Raw genomic sequence first — 20,042 nt, forward strand, 5'->3', positions numbered from 1 at the left:
CATCGGGCGTTTTACAGGCAGAACGTTGTCAACCTAAATCAGGACTAGTCAGTGAAATTTCAGTATTCATCCGTCCCCCTGCTAGATTAATTCTCTAAAGGTCAACCCGCATCAACGTACATCGATCAACACATGTTGGTACAGATGATGGTATTTCCGGTTCGATAATGCTTGTACCAACGATGCCTTGCAGCTCATTCAGTGAGTCAGGACTCTGATCAAAAGATGCAGTAGAACGCCAGATGAGTCATATGGAACGTAATTCGGTACGCATAGCGTATATCCAGAAGGCAGAATGTATCGATGAATTTAAGTTGATGCTGCAGTGGTGGGCTGATTTTTTGAATTAGATCAGTTAGATGAAGTACCAACAGAAAAAAGAATGCCTGAAATAATGCCTTGAATGTACATATATTTGCGAGCATCATCGCAAATATATGTACATGGATTCTTCAACATAATGACCTCCGACAAATCCCTAAAGCAAGCGATATCAAATATTACTATTTGGCGAAAAGGTGAACAGCGTGCGCCACATAAGCCATTATTGCTGCTGTACGTCCTCTCACACTACCGTCAGGGCCATGATCGACTGTTTAACTATGGTTCTGAAATCTATGAGCCACTGTTGGAACTCCTGGAACGTTATGGACCGCAGCGCCGCGATCAGCGCCCGGATATGCCGTTCTGGCGTCTGAAGGGCGATGGCTTCTGGGAACTGCAAAACGCAGAACTGTGCTCAACCAATGGAAGCCGCCAGCCGCCCCGACGTGAACTGACCGAATATAATGTCGCGGGTGGATTTGATGCCCCCAATTTTACGTTGGTGGCAAAAAATCACAGGCTAATTGATACGCTGGCGCAACAACTTCTTGAGGCGCATTTTCCGGCCAGTATTCAGGAGGACATCGCTGACGAAATGGGGTTTGATATTCGCACCTCTCTCCGTCAACGCGATCCGAAGTTCCGCCAGTTGGTGCTACGTGCATACAATTATGAATGCGCGGTCTGCGGCTTCAATATGCGCCACGACAATGCGCCAATTGCTTTGGAAGCTGCCCATATCAGATGGAAGCAACATAATGGCCCCTGTGAAGTACCTAATGGCCTGGCGTTGTGTGCGATCCACCATAAAGCGTTTGATCGTGGTTCGATTGGGCTGGATGAAAATATGCGCTTGAAAGTTTCAAATGCGATTAATGGCGGTAGTGTTGTTCAGAGACTGTTCTGGGATTTTTCGGGAAAGGCGATTGCGTTGCCACCGATTAAAGAAAATTATCCGAGTGAGCAGTTTATTGAATGGCATCTGGAAGAAGTATTCAAAGGATAATATTGATCTGGGATAGGACAGTTATTTAACGTGCCGTATAAAAATCATTCACCCTTGATGAATTAATGGTTTTTCAGGGGGGGTACGATGCCTCACATTCTGCAAGTTCGGAGTATCTGCCATAAGGTTTTTTTCCAGAAGGTACAACTTCTCTGAGACTGTAATTAAAATTCAGATAAAAATTTTATGGATTGAATAGGATATAAAATCTTCGAGCCGCCTTCCTGATTTTTATCTGTACTCTTTCGTCTTATCTTATTCATTGCATAATGAATTCGTTACACCCTATATATTTTTGCCTTTATGGAAGATTAGCAATGAAAACAGAATGCGACGTTATAATGGAACATACCGAGCTGATCCTGGCGATCGGTATTGAACGAATTGTCACTGGCCGAAACGCTGCACTAGCAAAGATTGAAAAAATCCTTGAGCAGATTGATGCTATCTCCCAATTAACTGCAGAAATCGGTGGGGGGACTGTCAAAGACTGGGCGATGAAAATGGAAAACTGTTATGGCTGTTGGCTTATGGAAACATCTGACCAGGCGATACCAGAGATCATCCGTAATATTGACCGAAATATCTGGCACGACTTGATGCTGAAGTCTGGCCTGATGGCATTGATGGATACACAGGCTCGCGTTATCTGGCGTAAAAGTCTGGAGGAGAATAATTTTCCATTCATCAGCAAAGAAAGTATTTTAACTACCTTTGATAAGCTGCAAAGTAATAAAATGGATTTTTTTGAACGAGGAGTTATCAATGTATTTAGAGGACTATCGTGGGATTATAAAACAAACAGTCCCTGTCGATTCGGTAAAAAAATAATTCTAAAAAACCTTGTGGCGCACAATGATTGGGGCTTCAGCCTGAACGGTGACTGGCATAAGAAACAACTTGCTGACCTGGAAAAAATGCTGCTTCTGCTTGATGGAAAGCCTGCTCCCAACGACGGGCGAGATATCTCTATCCGGTTAATGGAACATGTGCGTGATCATCCGATGATGGGGTTTTACGAAGATGAATTGTTCAGTATTCAATATTTTAAAAAGGGAACCGCTCACCTGACCTTCAAAAAAATAGAGTTGATTGCAAAAATGAATAACATTATCGCTAAATATTATCCGGGCATGTTGGCCCCAAGACAATGAAAAATTAATGTTGTATGCACTATTCCTCAACCGGTTTTCGATAAGTAGCACGGATAAAGACCCTACTGGAGTTCTTTATCCGTGAAGATAGTGAATTTTAAGCCGCAGGGCTGATTTTTAAATAGTCCAACTATTCGATACGACTTCAGCCTGTTTGAGTATCAGTTCAACCGCATAAGGTGTTTTATCCGGTGGGTATTTGTATTTACGCAGTGTCTGTCGGACCAGAATGCGTAATCTGGCACGGACACTCTCGCGTACCTGCCAGTCTACGGTTGTGGATTGACGCAATTTTTGTGTCACTTCAATAGCCAGTTTCTTCAGGACATCATCACCCAGTTCGCGTACCGCACTTTCGTTTTCTGTCAGCGCATCGTAGAAAGCAATTTCATCAGGGTTCAGGCCCAGCGCTTCATCACGCGCCATCGCATCCTGAAACTCTTTTGCCATCTGGATAAGCTCTTCAATGACCTGTGCAGTTTCAATGGCGCGGTTATTGTATTTGAGCAGTACGGCTTTCAGGCGGTCTGAGTATTTCTTCTCCTGAACCACGTTGTTCTTAGTGCGGGCATGAATGCCGTCGTTCAGCAGTTTTTCCAGTAACTCGACCGCCAGATTGCGCTGCGGCATTTCACGTACTTCTTCCAGAAACTCGTCTGATAATAATCCGATATTGGGTTTATCCAGACCTGCCAGTGCAAACACATCATCCACTCCTGTCGCAATAATAGCGTTATCGAGGATTTTACCGAGCAGCGTGTTTTTCTCTGACTGGCTGAATTTCTTGTCGGTTGTCGTCAGTTTGATGATTGCTACTTTCACCGCAGATAGGAACGCTATCTCTTTTTGCAATGGTTTGGCTTCATCCAGCGTACTGCACAGCGACCAGGCTTTGTTCATTGCCAGCACAACATCAAAAAAGCGTTTTTTACCATCATCAAGCCCCAGCACGTAATCTGCGGCTTTGAGTAAAAATCGTTGGGGTACTTCTTCAAAACCGGTGTAATCAAACCCGGCAGCGGTTGGTGTTTTGGCAAACATGCCGTGAATCACATCCAGCTTTTCTAGCAGAATAGCGAAAGCTTCATGAGCATCGACAGTCGTCTGTCCCTTACCTTTAGAATCGGTATAAGTTTTTAGCGCCTGTTTCAGTTCATTGGCGATACCGATGTAATCAACCACTAAACCGCCAGGCTTATCCTTAAAGACGCGGTTGACGCGTGCAATAGCCTGCATCAGGTTGTGACCACGCATCGGTTTGTCGATATACATGGTATGGCAGCAGGGGGCATCAAATCCGGTAAGCCACATATCGCGCACAATTACCAGCTTCAGCGGATCGTTAAGATCTTTAAACCGTGCCTCAAGGCGTTTTTTTGCCTGCTTATTGTAGATGTGTGGCTGAAGGAATTTATTATCAGAGGCAGAGCCGGTCATGATGATTTTAATTTCCCCCTTCTCAACATCATCACTATGCCATTCCGGACGCAGGTCAACCAACGCATCATACAGTTTTACGCAGATTTCGCGGCTCATGGCTACAATCATCGCTTTGCCATTCATTGTGGCGTTACGGGCCTCGAAATGTTGAACAAGGTCGGCTGCTACCTGCTTAATTCGTGGATCGGAACCCACCAGTTTTTCCAGCCGGCTCCAGTCTCCTTTGGTTTTCTCTTTTTGCTCGGTCTCTTCGTCCTCAACCAGCTCATCAACCTGATCGGAAAGTGTTTCCAGCTCATCGTGATTGAGGTCGAGTTTTGCCAGACGCGATTCGTAGTAGATAGGCACGGTTGCACCGTCTTCGACTGCATCCTGAATGTCGTAGATCGAGACGTAATCACCAAATACCGCGCGGGTATCTTTATCTTCGGAAGAGACAGGAGTTCCGGTAAAGCCCATAAACGAGGCATTGGGTAATGCATCGCGCATATGTTTGGCATAACCATACTTATAAGCACCCGTTTCGCGATCCAGCGTAGCGCTCAGACCATACTGGCTGCGGTGCGCTTCATCGGAAATGACGACGATATTGCTACGTAAATTGAGCGACGGATGTGTTTTTTCGCCCTCCAGAGGAGCAAATTTTTGCACGGTGGTAAAAATAATCCCGCCTGATTCACGGGCATTAAGCATTTCTCGGAGCTGGTCGCGGTCGTTCGCCTGTAATGGTTCTTGCTTAAGCAGATCCTGCGCCTGGCTGAACGTGGCATAAAGCTGTCCGTCGAGGTCGTTACGGTCGGTCACCACCACGATGGTCGGGTTGTTCATTTCTGCCTGTTGCAGCAGCTTACCTGCGTAACAGCACATTGAAATACTCTTACCGGAACCCTGCGTATGCCAAACGACGCCTGCTTTTCTGCTGCCAGGCGTGATGTTGCTGCGGAGCGGCAGGTGTTTACCGGTTGAGGCCACAATCGTCGCTGCTACTGCTTCACGTACTGCATGGAATTGATGGTAGGCGGCAATCTTTTTAACCAGTCGTTTACCATCGCTTTCAAACAGGATGAAATAACGAATGTAGTCGAGCAGCAATTCACGATTAAAGAATCCTCTAACCACCGTTTCAAGCTGCCACTCAAACAGCGGCTTGTCGTCTTCATTGGTTAACGTTTTCCATGGAAGGAAGCGTTCTTCGTTCGCGGTAAGGGAACCTATGCGTGCGTTATAACCGTCGCTGACCACCAACGCCTCGTTGCAGATAAACAAATCGCTGAGTTCATTTTTATAGGTTTGTAGCTGATTAAATGCCGCCCAGATATCGGCATTGGCATCAATTGGACTCTTGAGTTCGATAACGGCTATGGGCAGACCGTTGATATAGCCGATGATATCCGGGCGGCGTACTTGCTTCGTTCCCTGAATGGCTACCTGATTTACCACCATATAGCGGTTAGTATTGGGGTGGTTGAAATCCATCAGGAACGCTTTATCGTGAAGGACTTTGTCATCCTTCTTATACTGTACCGACACGCCGTCGAGCAGCAGGTGGTGGAACGCTTTGTTACTGACGACCAGATCCGGGCTTTGAGCGTGGGTGATACGTAGTATCACCTCCTCCAGCACGGTAACCGGTAGATGCGGGTTAATCTTTTGCAACTGTTCCAGTAACACCGGGCGCAAAAACACATCGTGGAACGAAGCACGCAGCGGATGATTGCCATCTGGCGCAATATCCGGCCCGTGCAGTACTTCCCAGCCCAGTTCAGCAAACCATTTCAGGCTTTGCTGTTCTAAATCGTCTTCGCTTAGCATCAGGCTTCCTCAGTATCAGTTTCTTCCATTTCTTCCGGCACGTTTGAAATTTCTTTGAGCGCCATATTCAGTGGGGCAATAAAGGGAGCGAGCGCTTTTTCAAACGCCGTCAGATTTACCAGCAGCCAGTCGATCATCTCAGACCAGTTCGCTTCATCAAGGCTGATGGCCGGGCTGGCAAAGGAAATTCGACACGATTTTTTACCTGGCAGGGGCTCCCACTTAAGCGTATGGCCAAACGTGTTTTCAATTGTCTCATTGCGCTCATACAGCCAGTTAAAAGCAAAGGTGTTGCTCTCTGAGGAGGCTTTGGCAATCCATAGCTCAACGCGGATCTCTTTTTTACTGAAAACCAGGTTGTATGAAACGCCACTAATACCAGAACCCGCGCTGATCCAGTGGTCAGTTGAGGGGCTGATATTATTATAAAGGTTACAGGCACTGGCTTTGAGGCGCTCCAGCATCTTTGTCCAGAAGGCTTTACGCATCAATTGAACCGGCTTTACACCACCGCTGACGGATTGCTCTTCCGCCTCTTTTTGCGCCATGCCGATCATGTAGGATTCGGCTTCCGGCGTGGGGATTACCTGCCGGATATCAACGAAAATATCGTCGTTGAATTTATAGGGTTTTACCTTAAAGCACTGTACCCGCAGACCAAACTGCATTAGCCACAGGGCGGTGTTGGTCACCTCTTTGCGAAAGCTGGCCGCGACCATGATGATTCTCTGTGTACGGCTCTGGTTGATTAAAACTTCATCCAGCGTTTCATATTCGAGGAATTCAGCAAGTATCTCTGCCGCCGGACGATTTTCCTCTAGCTCGTACTTATCCAGATAAAGCTGGAAGATTTGCAGAATTTGCTCTTTACGCAGATTGGCGCAATACCCGGCGTATTTGAGCGCTTGCCAGACGACGTCGCGACCTGAATCATCAAGCTTGTTCTCGATGATCACCAGATTGCCTTTTTTATCGATAGCCAGCAGGTCAAGGCGTTCTTTGGTGTCGTCAAAACCGGCGAACTCTTTCTGTATAATTAGTAGCTCATCGTCATTATCGCGAGTTAGCGCTTGGGGATTCTGTGCCAGCCATTCCTGCAGATTGCCCCGTTCGGTAAAACCGAGACTGCTGAAAGAGACTTCCTGTAAGGAGTGCAGGCTGTTAGTGGGCGTATCAACTTTATACATTTTCCACCTCGCTTACTGCCTGCTCCGCTGCTGGCAGTGTGATTTCGCCGGAGAGGAGCTTGGGGAGGAGGGTGTCGCGGGTATTGGTGAGTACCTCATTCTGATCTAAGTTATTTGCTCGATACGAGAAAAATACTCCAGTTCTTGAACTGAAAATTTTTAGTAACGACTCTAATTTTTTCCGTTCGAGAGGCAGTACACATTGTGTGGAGAGAACAACATCTGCGTTCACTGCTGGATAAGCACCTCCATCAGCCAAATGAGCTAAACGTTCAATACTTTCCTTTGATGTAACGCAGAGATAAATATACTCACTAAAAACCCGAGCCTTAGGAGTTAGTACAGCAAACCCAGTGCTTCCGGTTAATCCTGTTTTATTTATGTAGGAATAGGACCCATTTCCCGGCCGGACTGTGCCAACGATTGTATCGTGCGGCTTTAATATTCTTCTTGCTCTACTTGGTGCATCTGAAAATTGATACGTTTCTATAGAGTTAATAACCCCCCATTTGGTATTTGCCAAATCAACGTAACTGACAGATTCAGGAGCATTTTTCTTCGACCATGATTCTGCATTCAATGAGGCTACTTCTGATAAATCACTAACGTACCAACCCTCAGGAATCTCCCCCAACTCACTATCCTGCATCGCAGACGGGAACAGTTCTGCTGCGGCTTTTAACTCAGCATATTGCTCTGGGTATTCACGCTCAAAAACTACCAGCGCATCAGCATCTTTCCCAGAAATCGCCGTCATAGCGGCCAGCGTCGCATCTTCCTGAGAACCACCCGCTTCCAGCACTGCGATTTTGGCTTTGACCGGTTCAAAATCGACAAACCAGCTTTTGAACAGGGCTTGTGCTATTTGTTCGAGGGTTTTATTTATGTCCTCATTGAGAATAATTTTATCATCAAGAGCTTTGCTGAATAACTCCAATCGTAATAAATCTGCCTTCGGTGGTACTGATACCTCTAACTCTTGCAATACTTTTGTATCTAATTTACCCGCACCAATTCCAGTATTCTCAACCTTATCTAAGAGAAGTTCTCTCGACGAAATCAACCAAGCGAGAAGATAATATGGGGTTATATCTTCACTTTTGGGGACTAATGCTTTCACGTCTTGATTAAAAGTTACCTCACGTGTCGTGATACCAACTGGTATTTTATTATGGAGAGCTCCACCGCGAACTAACAAAAGAACGGTCCCTGCAGGTACTCTACGAGTGCCATTAGTGCATCCTAAAGAAGTTACCCGTAGGTCTGAATCTTGGTATCTAGTTGACTGCATGGAAGAAGCACTAATCCATGGAATTTCTCCATTCCAGTAATCTTTGTTACTTTTAGATGGTGTCCCTCCGGAAAGGAAAGTAACCAGCTCGCCGAGCTTTTTAACAGTCCAGTTAGAACTCATAACCAAGCTCCCCCAGATTTGTCTTAATCTGTGCTTCCAGCTTGGCGCTCTCTTCTAGCTGGCATTTAAGTTGAGCCGTCAGTCGTGCCATCTTTTCAGCAAACGGCTCATCGTCTTCATCTTGCTCAGCAGCACCCACATAGCGCCCTGGGGTTAGCACAAAGTCATTTTTCTGGATATCTTCAAGAGTTGCGGAGAAGCAGAACCCTGCTTCGTCCTGGTAATTTTTATCTTCCTGCCACGCGTGGAAGGTATCGGCAATTTTGGCGATATCCTCACCTGTGAAGTCACGCAGCACGCGGTCTCTCATAAAACCAATCTGACGAGCATCAATAAACAGGACTTCCCCTTTACGGTGCGCTTTGCCATTACCGCCTGATTTATCTTTGGTCAGGAACCAGATACAGGCCGGGATTTGGGTGTTGGTAAACAGCTGGCCTGGCAGGGCCACCATGCACTCCACCAGATCGGCTTCAATCAGCTTACGGCGGATTTCGCCTTCGTTGTTGGTGTTAGAACTCATTGAACCGTTGGCCAGCAGTAGCGCCATCGAACCTTTCGGTGCGAGGTGGTGGATCATGTGCTGCATCCAGGCGAAGTTAGCGTTCCCCTGCGGCGGCGTGCCGTATTTCCAGCGCACGTCGTTTTCCAGCTTCGCGCTCCACCACTCCTTCATATTGAATGGCGGGTTAGCCATCACGAAGTCGGCGCGCAGATCCGGGTGCTGGTCGTCCAGCAGGGTATCGGCGTTTTTCGTGCCGAAGTTAAAGTCGATGCCACGGATTGCCATGTTCATCGCCGCCAGTTTCCATGTAGTCGGATTCGACTCCTGGCCGTAGACGGAAATATTGCGCTTCTGTTCGGCAGCGTTGTAATTCTTCTCGCCGGCGTGCTCTTCAATAAAGCGGTCGCTGGAAACAAAGAACCCACCGGAACCCATCGCCGGATCGTATACTCGCCCGTTATACGGTTGCAGCATTTCGACAATCAGGGTCACGATGCTTTTTGGCGTGTAGTACTGGCCGCCCTGTTTGCCTTCAGCCAGCGCGAACTGGCCGAGGAAATATTCGTAAACGTGGCCGAGAATATCTTTGCTCTTTAGGCTGAGTTTCTGGCCATTATGTTCCGGGTTGCTGAAATTGGCGTCAGAAAAGGTGTTAATCAGTCCGGTCAACAACTCGTTGCCCAGCTGATACTGGCTAATGCGGTTCAAAATGCCTTTCAGTTTCGGGTTGGTTTTTTCAATTTCATCCAGCGCGTTATCCACCAGCCAGGAAACAGAACGTAATTTGACGTCCTGTCCGGTTGTTTCATCCACCCACAGCACCGTACCGGTCGGCAGCATAGCTTTGTTTTTCAGTGTTTCCCAACGTGCTGCCTTTGGCACCCAGAAGACGTTTTTCTCGGTGTAGTAATCTTCGACCTCAAGCTCTTCCTGAATAGCCAGTGCGTATTCTTCGTCAGAATCGTAACCGTCACGCGACATGGCGTAGGTATTGTCCGGATTACCAACATCACGGAACAAAGCGATCAGATCCTGCTGGCGAGCCTCAAAGGCATCGGAAACATACTTCAGGAAGATGAGCCCCAGCACTACGTGCTTATAGTTGGCAGCATCCATGTTGGCACGCAACTTGTCGGCGGCCTTCCAGAATTTGTTATCCAGCTCATTGAGAAACTGTTGTTCAGCGTTGTTCATGAAAATCCTCGGGGTAGATCGCAGCGAAAGAGCAACCATGCCTTATCGCAAATTCAGGTTTGGAATGCAGTTCGCAAAATGATACCCGGAACGGATACGATTACAAACGACGCAGTGCGAAGATGTTTGCTTTTGAAGGGGAAAAAATAGGAAACTGGGGCACCGTTCCGCCAGCTTATTCTGCTTTACCATTCATCCCTTTGGGGGGGCTGAGGCCTTTCAGGCACAGTAGAGCGCTACGGCGTCAACCATTGCAGCATATTAATTTTGATTAAAGGCAATCAGAATATTGTCGATGGTCATTCTGATTATGGATTAATATATTAAACGGATAAAATAATGTCCTGGCTTAATTCTCTTTTAGTGACACTGACTTCTGTGGAACCCCATTGGGTGCCCGTCACCGTTATCGTCCTTGTTAGCTTTGCCTTCATCTGCTTTATTTTCTTTTATTTATTCAGAGCCATCAAAATTGTTAATGGCCTTAAAAAATATACAAAATCAATCAGCAGCGTTGAAAACAGTGCACCAGCGGCCCAGCTGGACCAGCTTAAAAGCCTGTTTCAACGGCCTGAACTCAGGCACGCGTGGAATGAGTTCAAAGATTCCCTGCACCCGCAGCGTGAACTGGAGAATGGGGAAGAGAAAATCGTTCGAATTCGCGCTACCGTTCCGAGCGCCAGCTTTTTCTCGGAAGAGCAACTGGTCGATATTCCACTGAATACTGAATTCTTCAAACACTTGCCAGGTATTCTGACGGGTATAGGGATTATCGGCACTTTCTATGGTTTGATGATTGGCCTCAGCCACTTCGATCCCAGCACGCCAGAGCAGGTCTCCAGCAGCGTCAATAACCTGTTACGAGATGTGCTGTACGCCTTCCTGGGGTCTGCATGCGCTATTTTCGCCTCCATTCTTGTGACCTGGCTGGAAAAACTGTCGATCGCCAAGTGTTACAAGTATCTCGAAAAATTCACCGCGGCCCTGGATTCCCTCTATAACAGCGGCGTTGGAGAGGAGTACCTTGCTTCACTGGTCAAATCCAGTAATGAAAGCGCGACCCAGGCCCGCCATTTGAAAGAAAGTCTGGTCACCGATTTGCGCGATATGTTGCTGCATCTGGCTGAAAGCCAGAAAGAGGAAAACGAGCGACTGGCTACAACGCTCAGCACCACCTACCGTGAATCAGGGCAACAGTTTGCCGAGCAGGTGAGTGGCGCAATTGAAAACAGCCTTAAGTCGCCGCTGGATAAAATTGCCGGAGCCGTGCAGACCGCCAGTGGGGATCAAAGCGGCATGGTACAGCATATGCTGCAGGATGTGCTGACGGCATTTATGGCCAAACTTGATACCACCTTTGGTCAGCAGTTTACGAATCTCAACGACATGATGGGCCAAACCGTTGGCGCTATTCAGGCAATGCAAACCGGCTTCTCCACGTTATTACAGGACATGCGTCAGGTGAGCGATGATTCCCGTCAGGGCAGTGCGCAACTCATTGAGCAACTATTATCAGAGATGAAATCTGGCCAGCAGGCTATGCAGGCTGGCATGAATGACATGCTGACCAGCCTTCAGGCCTCAGTGGCTAAAATTGGGGCGGAGGGTGAAGGGGCCGGTGAACGTATGGCTCGGCAGCTGGAAAAAATGTTCGCCGATAGCGAAGCACGAGAAAAGGCGCAGGCAGAACATATGGCTGCGTTTATTGAAGCCATTCAAAACTCGGTGCAGCAGGGGCAAAGCGCCACAATGGAAAAAATGGCAACGTCGGTGGAAGCGCTTGGCGAACAACTGGGTAGCCTGTTTGGGCAGATCGATAAGGGGCAACAGCAGATTTCATTGAATCAGCAAGCGAGTCAGCAATCCCTGCATGAACAAACTCAGCGTGTGATGAGTGAGGTTGACGATCAAATTAAACAGCTGATTGACACTGTTGCCAGTCAGCATCAGGGAACGACTGAAACACTCCGCATGCTTGCGGAACAAACTAACCGGCAGATTCAGGATATGCAAAATGGTGCGGACAAAATGCGTCTGGCAGCTGAGCGCTTTGAACATGCTGGCAATCGGGTTTCAGAAGCCAATCACATTACCGCTGAAGTGCTGAATAAAGCGCAATCAGCAGGTTCATCACTTTCCCTTGCTACCAGCGAACTGTCATCCGTTGTGGCTGATTACCGTAATAATCGGGAAGCGGTGAGTAAATCAATTGCCATGCTGGAACTGCTTGCTGCCAATACGCAGTCTGAACAAACCACGCGTCATCAATTTATTGCCGACCTCAAACAGCACGGTGAGCGTTTGCAGAGCTATAACCGGGAAGCGCAGGACTTTATGGAAAATGTCAGTGGCGTGCTCGGGAAAGGGTTCGAAGACTTCTCTGAAGGTGTTTTACGCAGCCTGGATAAAACAATGGGCAAGCTGGACGTTGAAATGGCAAAAGCCTCCAGTCTGCTGGCCGGTTCTGTGGAACAGATTGGAGAAAGTGTCAGCGAGCTTGATGATGTTCTGTCGCGTGTGCGCGCCTGAGGAGTAACGGCTGATGTTTGGAAACGCATTTGGCGTTAAAAAGCGCCGCGGCGATGAAGCGGAGAAGCCATTCTGGATCTCCTATGCCGATCTGATGACGGCCATGATGGTGCTATTTTTAGTCGTTATGGTGGCGTCGTTGAGCTCCGTTACGCAACGCATTCAACGAGCGGAGCAAGGTGAAAAAACAAGAGGGCAGGATATATCCCGACTGTGTGAGCGCCTGGAACTGCATGCCCGAAATATGAACAAAACCATCGTGGTGGACTGCCATGATAATCGCATCAGCTTTGGTGAGGCAGGGCGTTTCAATCACAATCAATTCTTCCTGAATGCTGAGGGACAAAAAGCGTTGCAGGATGTTGTTCCGTTGGTACTGGAAGCGGCTGACAGTGAAGAAGGGCAAAAGTGGTTCAAGCAAATTGTCATTGAAGGGTTTACCGATACCGACGGCTCATATCTGTATAACCTGCATCTTTCCCTACAGCGTTCCGAATGGGTGATGTGTAGTCTGCTCGACAGCCGCAGCCCCTTGCAAAAGAACCTTTCTGCGCAACAGCAGCTGCAAATCCGCAAGCTGTTCCTTGCGGGGGGCGTCTCCTTTAACAATGCGAAAGAAAGCAAAGAAGCCAGCCGACGCGTCGAGTTACGTATGCAGTTCTTCGGCTTGAAGGATAAGCGGGATAAGGCCGATGAGGTGGATTTCCCGCCGGTCGTTAATAAAGAAGTGTGCCAGCTGGTAATGCCCCAATGACGCCCGCACTGAGCGCTCTTTCTCAACGCATTGCTGCCAGGCTCGCATCCAAAAAACGGGATGACGGTTACCTGCAAAATGATTTCCATTCGCTGGCCTCCGCTGCCCTTGATATGGAAAAGCGTTTTGATAAGGCTGAAAAAATTCCTTCGCCGCCACAGGAAATGCGGTTGGCGGCTTTGCGCCGCCTCCGTCTTGCTGAAGAACTCACGGAACGAGAGTGGCGGATGGTCTTTTATGGCCTCGCCGATAACGATCCGTCATATCCCGACCAGCCAATACTGCTGGAGGATGATGCGTTCTTTCCTGAGGTAGACGATGCCATCAAAAGAAGGCTTGAAACTAAGACGCTGAAACGCAGGGATTGGGCTGCGCTTTGTTCAAGCTATTTTGCCTACCAGCGTGAATTACCCGAGGCTAACCCTCACTGGTGCGTACTGCGTGGGCATATTGCTCAGGGTTATTTCGTGGTAAAAGCTGCGATACGGCGAGAAAAATCGTGGATGAAAACCATCGAGTTTTATCACGATATATTTACCCCGCAGGCCGGGGGCGTAATCTCCAGGCAGTTGCTGGCGGGGGAAAGTAATTCACTGTCGTCGTTAGAGAAAATCGCGCAAATTCCCGATAGCAGCTGGCTGTGGAAGCGCATTTTTACGGTGCTTTTAGCGCAACTTGACACACTTGACGATCCCCAGTTTATGGAAAAAATTAACTGGTTGTTAGGTCTGGCCGCGCAGTGGGTACGTTTTCGTGATGACATCATGACGGCGACCCTGACCCGCTATTACCATTCAGTTTATCGCGATCAGGCACATTCCGCGCTGAAGCAGGCTGCACTGGAATACTGGGATAATCCCCAATTGAAAAGCCAGCAGAATAAATGGCATCAGTATGTCTCCGAGTCGGTTGCGGCAATGGTTCGGGGATGGTTGGCAAAACAGGATCTGACACATTTCTTTGAACTGCTGCGTGGAAACGGCGATGTCGATCAGGCGCGACTGCACTACTGGCTGCGTTTTGCCAATCAGATGGGATTCACCCGAATCGTCATGGGAGCTGATGCCTGGCAAGATGGTGGAAGTGACTTTGTTAAATTCCGTGAAGAAAACAAGGGACGGTTAAGCGAGTTAAGAGGTGGACGTAGCCTCGACAACGCCATGATTATGCAGATTAACAATTATCTGTTCGTTGAGTTTTCAGGAACAGGAAACGCGATGTACTACTACCGGGTAGGCCAGGCACCGTTTAATCCGGAATCACGGTTACTCGATATCAAAAACCAACTTAAAGATAAGGGATTATGCCCTAAACCTCTAACACACTTCCCGCCCGCTGAAGAATACAAAAACAATCAACTCACTGGCTGGATGTTGAAATATGACGATGAGCTACGTAAGTTGGGAATTCGGTGGATGGCGGAAGAACCCGTCAAATTTGTCGATAAAAAAGCGTCTTCCCCTGTCTCTGTATCTAATATCAAAATCATCAATCCGCTGCGGGATACGGCAATACAGCACCTGGTAGAAAACACGTCGTGTATCGTCAGCGATAACCGACAAAATGGCGGATTGTTGTCTATTCAGCTCAAGATGCCTGATGACGCAATAGAAAGGGAGTTGTTACGACTAGGCTTTGCGCCCGTGGCAAAAGAACCGCATCGTTACTGGATAAAATAATGCTGAAACGTCTGTTAAGTAGACTGACGGGTGACCGTCAGCAGATAGAACGCCACCTAAAGAATCAGTATCAGGTTGAGGAGAGTGGCCTCAGCTTTCCATTATCGGTGGTTGAGAATTCACAGCTTTGGGCTCTGGCGTCCTGGCTTGAGCAGCTGGCTGAAGAAGACTATCTGATATCACTAACAGATCGATGGTTGCTGAGCTGGGATGCTTTGTATCGCCTGCTGGAAGATGAAGAACATGCCAGCAGTTTGCCTCTGATTGGTGTACCTGACGTGCTGCCATTACGCGCCAGCCTGTGTTCACGTGGTGCATTAAGCGACAGTGATTTTCGTGTCTGGATTGCTGAATGGGCCATACTTCCCGCCCGTCGTCCCATCCAATTCAGCCGCACGGGTGCCATTTTTACCTATGATGGTCAGCAGTATCTGTTATCGCGGGAAAACTGGACGCTTTTAAAAGCAACAGAACAGCTAAACGTTCAGCAAAGTCTTGTGTCTGGTGAAACCACTAACCAGCTGGGATGGGCTGCTATTCGCAAATGTGCGAAACAAGCTGCAGCAAAATTTGATGATTATTTAGAGAAAACGAACGTCGTCAAACCGACATCATTGTCATTGCGTTTACGTAAAGCAACGATTGCCGATACTGCGGTTATTGAAATTGAACCGCACTTTGAGGATCAGCCGGCTAACTGGCTGGGCAGTTTTGACAGGAATTCGCAGGTTCACGATAGCTATCGTATTCCTGGCGTTAATGGCGAACTCAGCCACGTCATCATCACGCCCGAAGTGAAAGAGGTCCTGAATTCAATACATTCAATCCCTGGAAGGCGAGTGGCGGGAAGTGAAGCGCTTTCGTTTGTTCGCAATCCCTATACATTTTTGGGCGAAGACGCCGCCGATGTTATCGCTCCCGAAAAACATGAACAGGCGTTGTTTGATGCCGGAATTTTCTTTCACCATTTTAAGTTGATACCTCAGCAGAATACTGAGAATAAGATTGTGGACGTTACGCTGGTGCTTGAACCCGTTTCACCTGTTCCACAGCCAGAAACCACGTTTGTGTTCACTGCGCCCTGGGAGCTTGAAAAATTCATTCAGCAACTTGGTATTAGCGTCGCAGCACAGATGCCTGCAGGCTCCTGGCAAGGTTATGAGCTGGAGTTAAGTCAGTTTACCGATCGGCAGTGGTGCGATTGCCAAGCATTGCTGATCCGTTGGCAACAGGAAATTGAAGGGAAAGAATTTTCCGATGTTCTGGATATTGCGAAGTATGGCGATCGGGTAATAGGCATCGGTGAATTTGAGAAAATTTCCTCTCCGTGGCTGACCAAGGCCGAAAGTGAAAATTGGCTTCCTGATGATATGGATTTTTCAGGGTTTTCAACAGAAATACTGGATGGCTGGCAATCTGAAAACGCTCACCAGTTGGATGAGCTTCGGGAGAGAATCACTCAGGCAGAAGCCGCTGGTGAAACCCAGATCACCGCACCCTGGAATGACAGTAAGTTATCACTGGATGTAGCCAAAAAACTCACTAAAAACTGGGAAAAAAAGCTGGAGGCGGAAAGGGGGGCTCAGGAACATGCTGCTGATAAATCTGCCCGTGCCGTACTCAAAATTGAGCAAAATATTGAAGAAGCGGCTTACATTAAACAGCGTCGGGATTCACTGCTTAATGCGCGCCATGCCGAACCTGAAATTCCCCTGAGTCTTAAAGAGCATATCCGACTCAAAGATCATCAACTTGAAGGCGTGGCCTGGCTTCAGCAGCTCTTCCTTCGTTCACCTGAGGAAACCGCTGGCTGCCTGCTTGCAGATGATATGGGATTGGGAAAAACGCTGCAAATTCTGAGCTTCCTGGTCTGGTTTATCGAAAAATTTCCGCAGGAACCGCCAAGCCTTATTGTTGCCCCTGTCTCTCTTTTAGATAACTGGGAACGAGAGCTGAACAATTTCTTCCACACCTCGGGCTTACCCGTGCTGAAATTGTATGGCGAAACAATCAAAGCAGTGAAATATCCAAAACAGGCTATTCCTACTCATCTGCAGTCCCAGGGAATAAAAAACCTACTTAAACCAGGCTGGCAAGGTGAGGCGAAGATCATTCTGACGACTTACGAAACGCTCCGCGATCAGGAGTTTTCACTGGCACGCCAGCCCTGGTCCATAATGGTGTGTGACGAGGCTCAGAAAATCAAAAATCCCGCTGCGTTAATCACGCATGCTGCCAATGCGGTACAGGCCCGGTTTAAGGTGGCATGCACCGGCACGCCTGTTGAAAACACGCTTGTAGACCTGTGGAGCTTATTTGATTTTGCGCAGCCAGGGTTGTTAGGTGCACTCAATGAATTTGGCAAACACTATGTTCGTGCCATAGAAAATGAGGCAGGGCGCGATACGGATCGACTGGAACGTTTGCGAGCGCTGATTGAGCCCCAGACATTACGGCGAACTAAAGAAGAGGTCGCCCGTGATTTACCACAAAAAATTGAAGTGGAAAGTTGTAAGCAATTGGCATTGTCTGGTGTACAAAAACAGCTCTATTTGTCGTCTGTTGCAAACTGGCAACAACAGCAAGCATTAAGCGAAGGGATGCAGCAGGCGGGAGCAGGTATGTTGAGTTTGTTGCACCGATTAAAGCTTATTTGCGCACATCCTGCCGTCGTGAATCCTGAACCACGTTTTCGTGATAACTCACCTAAGCTTAACTGGTTGCTGAAAATACTCGGTGAGATAAAACACAGCACTAAAGATAAAGTGATTATTTTTACTGAGTTACGAGATTTACAGCGTGAACTTCAACATGCTATCCATCAAAAATTTGGTTTACGCCCCGTAATAATTAATGGTGATACCAGTACCAACAGTCACAGCCAAAACAGCCGTCAGCGCCTGATTGATGATTTTCAAGCCCAGCCTGGATTTGGAGTGATCATTCTCTCTACGGTCGCAGTTGGGTTCGGTGTTAACGTCCAGAAAGCCAATCATGTTATTCACTTCACTCGATGCTGGAATCCAGCCAAAGAAGATCAGGCAACTGACCGGGCGTATCGAATTGGGCAAACGAAAGACGTCTATGTCTATTACCCGACGGTAAGAGACAGCGAAATCACCACGTTCGAAGAAACTCTGGACGATCTCCTTCAGCGAAGACGTTCATTGGCGCGGGATATGCTTTGCGCTACTCCTGATTTGAGTGGTGCCGATTTTGAGGTGATTCTGCAAGGGACTTAAACCTATTCAATTCATCTTACAAAACTAAACAGTATTTAAGACCATCGCAGAGGACATTGTTCACTGTCCCTGCAACTGAATTAAACGGAATCTTTGATAAGGAAATCAGCATGAAAAAATGGTTGGCGAAAATATTTGGCAAGGAAAACCGTACGCAGAACAGTCCAGCAGGTACGGTATTCACGATCCCATGGGAAATTAACCGGCAAAGTATCTATCAGTATTTATTGCCTTATACCGAAGGGAATGAGCCACTGCCAGAAAAAGCGCAGATTCTCCCTGATGAAAATAGGCTGAAAGGGGAGCTTTGCTGGGTGGCGGGCGGCATCGATGGCGCTTTTGGGCATCATGGCGGAGGCTCTACTGCGGAAGAAACCGCAGAACAGCTGCTCGATATGTTAATTGCTGCGCTCGAACATCCCTCTAAAAGCAATATGCAAAAACTTTATGCCTTGCTCACCGATGAGTCCCCGCTTGATTACATCGATTTGCTGATGGAAAAGCTGCCGCAGTCCCCTTCAATTTCTCCGCCAAAATTATGCGATCTGATGCATTGGCTGGCAGTCGAAAGCCCCGATCGTAACCCGGTGAAATGCGCAATTGCTTTGCTGGCCTATTTTCCATCAGACGAGAACAAAACGCTGGTGGCCACTCTTGGATTGCACGAGGAATTTACTCTTTTCACTGTCGTAGCGCTGCGTAACATGCTTCCTGCAGAATGCCTTGAAGAGGCGCTGTTTAAGCTGGCGAAAAGGGTAACAGGATGGGGTAGGATTCAGCTTATTGAGCGTTTGCCGGACGATGTTTCTGCAGCGACCAAAGACTGGTTGCTGCGCGATGGTTACTCCAATTCCGTGATGCTGGAATACACCGCCTGGGATTGTGCCACTAAGGGGCAGCTTCTTACTGCGCTGACGAACGATAATGTTGATTCCGGGCTGCTTATTGGCGCGGGTGATATTCTTTCTGTTCTAATTAACGGCGGTCCAGCGCGAGATATAGATGACTATGCTGACGGTGCGCAGGCCTGCCATCGTTTTCTAGCGTTGGTGCGGCAAACTGCGGATGACAATATAAATCACCTGTTGAACGCTGGAATTATCGGCGACTTTGTTAATGACAAGGATAAAAACTGGGAATCTCTGCTGGCAAAAGGCTGGAGCGAAGATCTCAGGCAGAAAATGAGTGATGATTCTGGAATTATTCTTGACCAGCCCAAATGGCGGGAGAAGGTCGAAAAGGATCTGACCCTCAGTGAAAATCCACACTACTTGACGATTCAGGCCGCTAAGCGGTTAGAGATCGATTACTGGGGTGCAATTTTCGCCAGTCAGTCACTTTGCCCGGAAGTGAGTAACTGGTATGAATTGATGCAGACCGAATCTGTAGAGCGCCTTGAACAGATTCTGGCTCTGGCGGAGTCACAGCTGGATCTGCCCGCGATAGCAACAGGACCCGATACGCAAATGGGCCTGGGACCACAGTACCAGCAGCACAGCGCGCTAGGTTTTATTCTGCAGGATCTTAAACGTTTTCCCGGTAAGGGATGGAAGCTAATCAAAACAGGCTTACGCAGCCCTGTCATCCGTAATCGTCATATGGCGTTGAATGCTCTGGAAAGCTGGCCGCTGGAGGAGCCCCCTGCCGAACTGCGTGAATTACTTGTCGCCGCTTATCAACAGGAGCCAGAGGATAGCATTCGTGAACGGTTAGAGAAGGCTCTGAGCGAGTGTAAGGTTTAAAGCTGTAAAGGCGATAATCGTCGACTAAATATTATAAGGCAACAGCCTAAAGGGAAGCAT

11 protein-coding genes and 1 pseudogene are annotated in these 20,042 nt (G+C 47.9%); 8 read left to right on the forward strand and 4 right to left on the reverse strand.

From position 1 onward, the window contains the following. Nucleotides 1–179: 179 nt before the first annotated feature. From IBT46_RS27380 to IBT46_RS19935, 3 genes and pseudogenes are all read left to right on the forward strand, one after another. Nucleotides 180–350, forward strand: a pseudogene (locus IBT46_RS27380) (integrase); the annotation flags it as partial. 110 nt (nt 351–460) lie between these two features. Next, nucleotides 461–1,330, forward strand: a complete 870-nt coding sequence (locus IBT46_RS19930) for a phosphorothioated DNA-binding restriction endonuclease (RefSeq protein WP_200547082.1) — start codon at nt 461–463, stop codon at nt 1,328–1,330. 317 nt (nt 1,331–1,647) lie between these two features. Then, a complete protein-coding gene (locus IBT46_RS19935) occupies nt 1,648–2,484 on the forward strand; it encodes a DUF4942 domain-containing protein (RefSeq protein WP_200547083.1) in 837 nt (278 codons plus the stop codon). Nucleotides 2,485–2,601: 117 nt separating this feature from the next. On the opposite strand, the gene IBT46_RS19940 is transcribed toward IBT46_RS19935, so the two are convergent. The 4 genes from IBT46_RS19940 to IBT46_RS19955 are packed head-to-tail and all read right to left on the reverse strand — an operon-like array spanning nt 2,602 to nt 10,036. Further along, nucleotides 2,602–5,736 carry a type I restriction endonuclease subunit R gene (locus tag IBT46_RS19940; RefSeq protein WP_200547084.1) on the reverse strand — a complete coding sequence of 1,045 codons (3,135 nt, stop codon included), beginning with the start codon at nt 5,734–5,736 and terminating at the stop codon, nt 2,602–2,604. After that, the gene (locus IBT46_RS19945) at nt 5,736–6,923 is read right to left on the reverse strand and encodes a DUF4268 domain-containing protein (RefSeq protein WP_200547085.1); all 1,188 of its coding nucleotides are present in this window, start codon (nt 6,921–6,923) and stop codon (nt 5,736–5,738) included. Before IBT46_RS19945 ends, IBT46_RS19940 begins: the two co-directional genes overlap by 1 nt. Beyond that, nucleotides 6,916–8,337 (reverse strand): restriction endonuclease subunit S, encoded by a 1,422-nt coding sequence (locus IBT46_RS19950; protein WP_200547086.1) that lies wholly within the window; start codon nt 8,335–8,337, stop codon nt 6,916–6,918. The genes IBT46_RS19945 and IBT46_RS19950 overlap by 8 nt, the downstream gene beginning before the upstream one ends. Continuing rightward, the gene (locus tag IBT46_RS19955; protein ID WP_200547087.1) at nt 8,327–10,036 is read right to left on the reverse strand and encodes a class I SAM-dependent DNA methyltransferase; all 1,710 of its coding nucleotides are present in this window, start codon (nt 10,034–10,036) and stop codon (nt 8,327–8,329) included. Before IBT46_RS19955 ends, IBT46_RS19950 begins: the two co-directional genes overlap by 11 nt. A 339-nt stretch (nt 10,037–10,375) precedes the next feature. Between IBT46_RS19955 and zorA1 the strand changes: the two genes are divergently transcribed. From zorA1 to IBT46_RS19980, 5 genes are all read left to right on the forward strand, one after another. Next, entirely contained in the window at nt 10,376–12,565 is a 2,190-nt protein-coding gene (gene zorA1 / locus IBT46_RS19960) for a type I Zorya anti-phage system protein ZorA1 (RefSeq protein ID WP_200547088.1), read from the forward strand. Nucleotides 12,566–12,578: 13 nt separating this feature from the next. After that, nucleotides 12,579–13,319 (forward strand): type I Zorya anti-phage system protein ZorB1, encoded by a 741-nt coding sequence (gene zorB1, locus IBT46_RS19965; RefSeq protein WP_200547089.1) that lies wholly within the window; start codon nt 12,579–12,581, stop codon nt 13,317–13,319. Continuing rightward, nucleotides 13,316–14,998, forward strand: coding sequence for a type I Zorya anti-phage system protein ZorC (gene zorC, locus IBT46_RS19970; RefSeq protein ID WP_200547090.1), 1,683 nt, complete (start codon nt 13,316–13,318; stop codon nt 14,996–14,998). Before zorB1 ends, zorC begins: the two co-directional genes overlap by 4 nt. Then, a complete protein-coding gene (gene zorD, locus IBT46_RS19975) occupies nt 14,998–18,240 on the forward strand; it encodes a type I Zorya anti-phage system protein ZorD (protein ID WP_200547091.1) in 3,243 nt (1,080 codons plus the stop codon). The genes zorC and zorD overlap by 1 nt, the downstream gene beginning before the upstream one ends. A 110-nt stretch (nt 18,241–18,350) precedes the next feature. Then, nucleotides 18,351–19,982 (forward strand): hypothetical protein, encoded by a 1,632-nt coding sequence (locus IBT46_RS19980; protein WP_200547092.1) that lies wholly within the window; start codon nt 18,351–18,353, stop codon nt 19,980–19,982. Nucleotides 19,983–20,042 lie beyond the last annotated feature (60 nt).

The organism is Erwinia sp. S38, from assembly GCF_016624545.1.
GTDB lineage: Bacteria > Pseudomonadota > Gammaproteobacteria > Enterobacterales > Enterobacteriaceae > Erwinia > Erwinia coffeiphila.

Coding starts and splice junctions, on each gene's coding strand:
- IBT46_RS19945 (WP_200547085.1), bottom strand. CDS start 6,923: ATGTATAAAGTTGATACGCCCACTAACAGCCTGCACTCCTTACAGGAA.
- zorB1 (WP_200547089.1), top strand. CDS start 12,579: ATGTTTGGAAACGCATTTGGCGTTAAAAAGCGCCGCGGCGATGAAGCG.
- IBT46_RS19935 (WP_200547083.1), top strand. CDS start 1,648: ATGAAAACAGAATGCGACGTTATAATGGAACATACCGAGCTGATCCTG.
- IBT46_RS19955 (WP_200547087.1), bottom strand. CDS start 10,036: ATGAACAACGCTGAACAACAGTTTCTCAATGAGCTGGATAACAAATTC.
- IBT46_RS19950 (WP_200547086.1), bottom strand. CDS start 8,337: ATGAGTTCTAACTGGACTGTTAAAAAGCTCGGCGAGCTGGTTACTTTC.
- zorC (WP_200547090.1), top strand. CDS start 13,316: ATGACGCCCGCACTGAGCGCTCTTTCTCAACGCATTGCTGCCAGGCTC.
- IBT46_RS19940 (WP_200547084.1), bottom strand. CDS start 5,736: ATGCTAAGCGAAGACGATTTAGAACAGCAAAGCCTGAAATGGTTTGCT.
- zorA1 (WP_200547088.1), top strand. CDS start 10,376: ATGTCCTGGCTTAATTCTCTTTTAGTGACACTGACTTCTGTGGAACCC.
- zorD (WP_200547091.1), top strand. CDS start 14,998: ATGCTGAAACGTCTGTTAAGTAGACTGACGGGTGACCGTCAGCAGATA.
- IBT46_RS19930 (WP_200547082.1), top strand. CDS start 461: ATGACCTCCGACAAATCCCTAAAGCAAGCGATATCAAATATTACTATT.
- IBT46_RS19980 (WP_200547092.1), top strand. CDS start 18,351: ATGAAAAAATGGTTGGCGAAAATATTTGGCAAGGAAAACCGTACGCAG.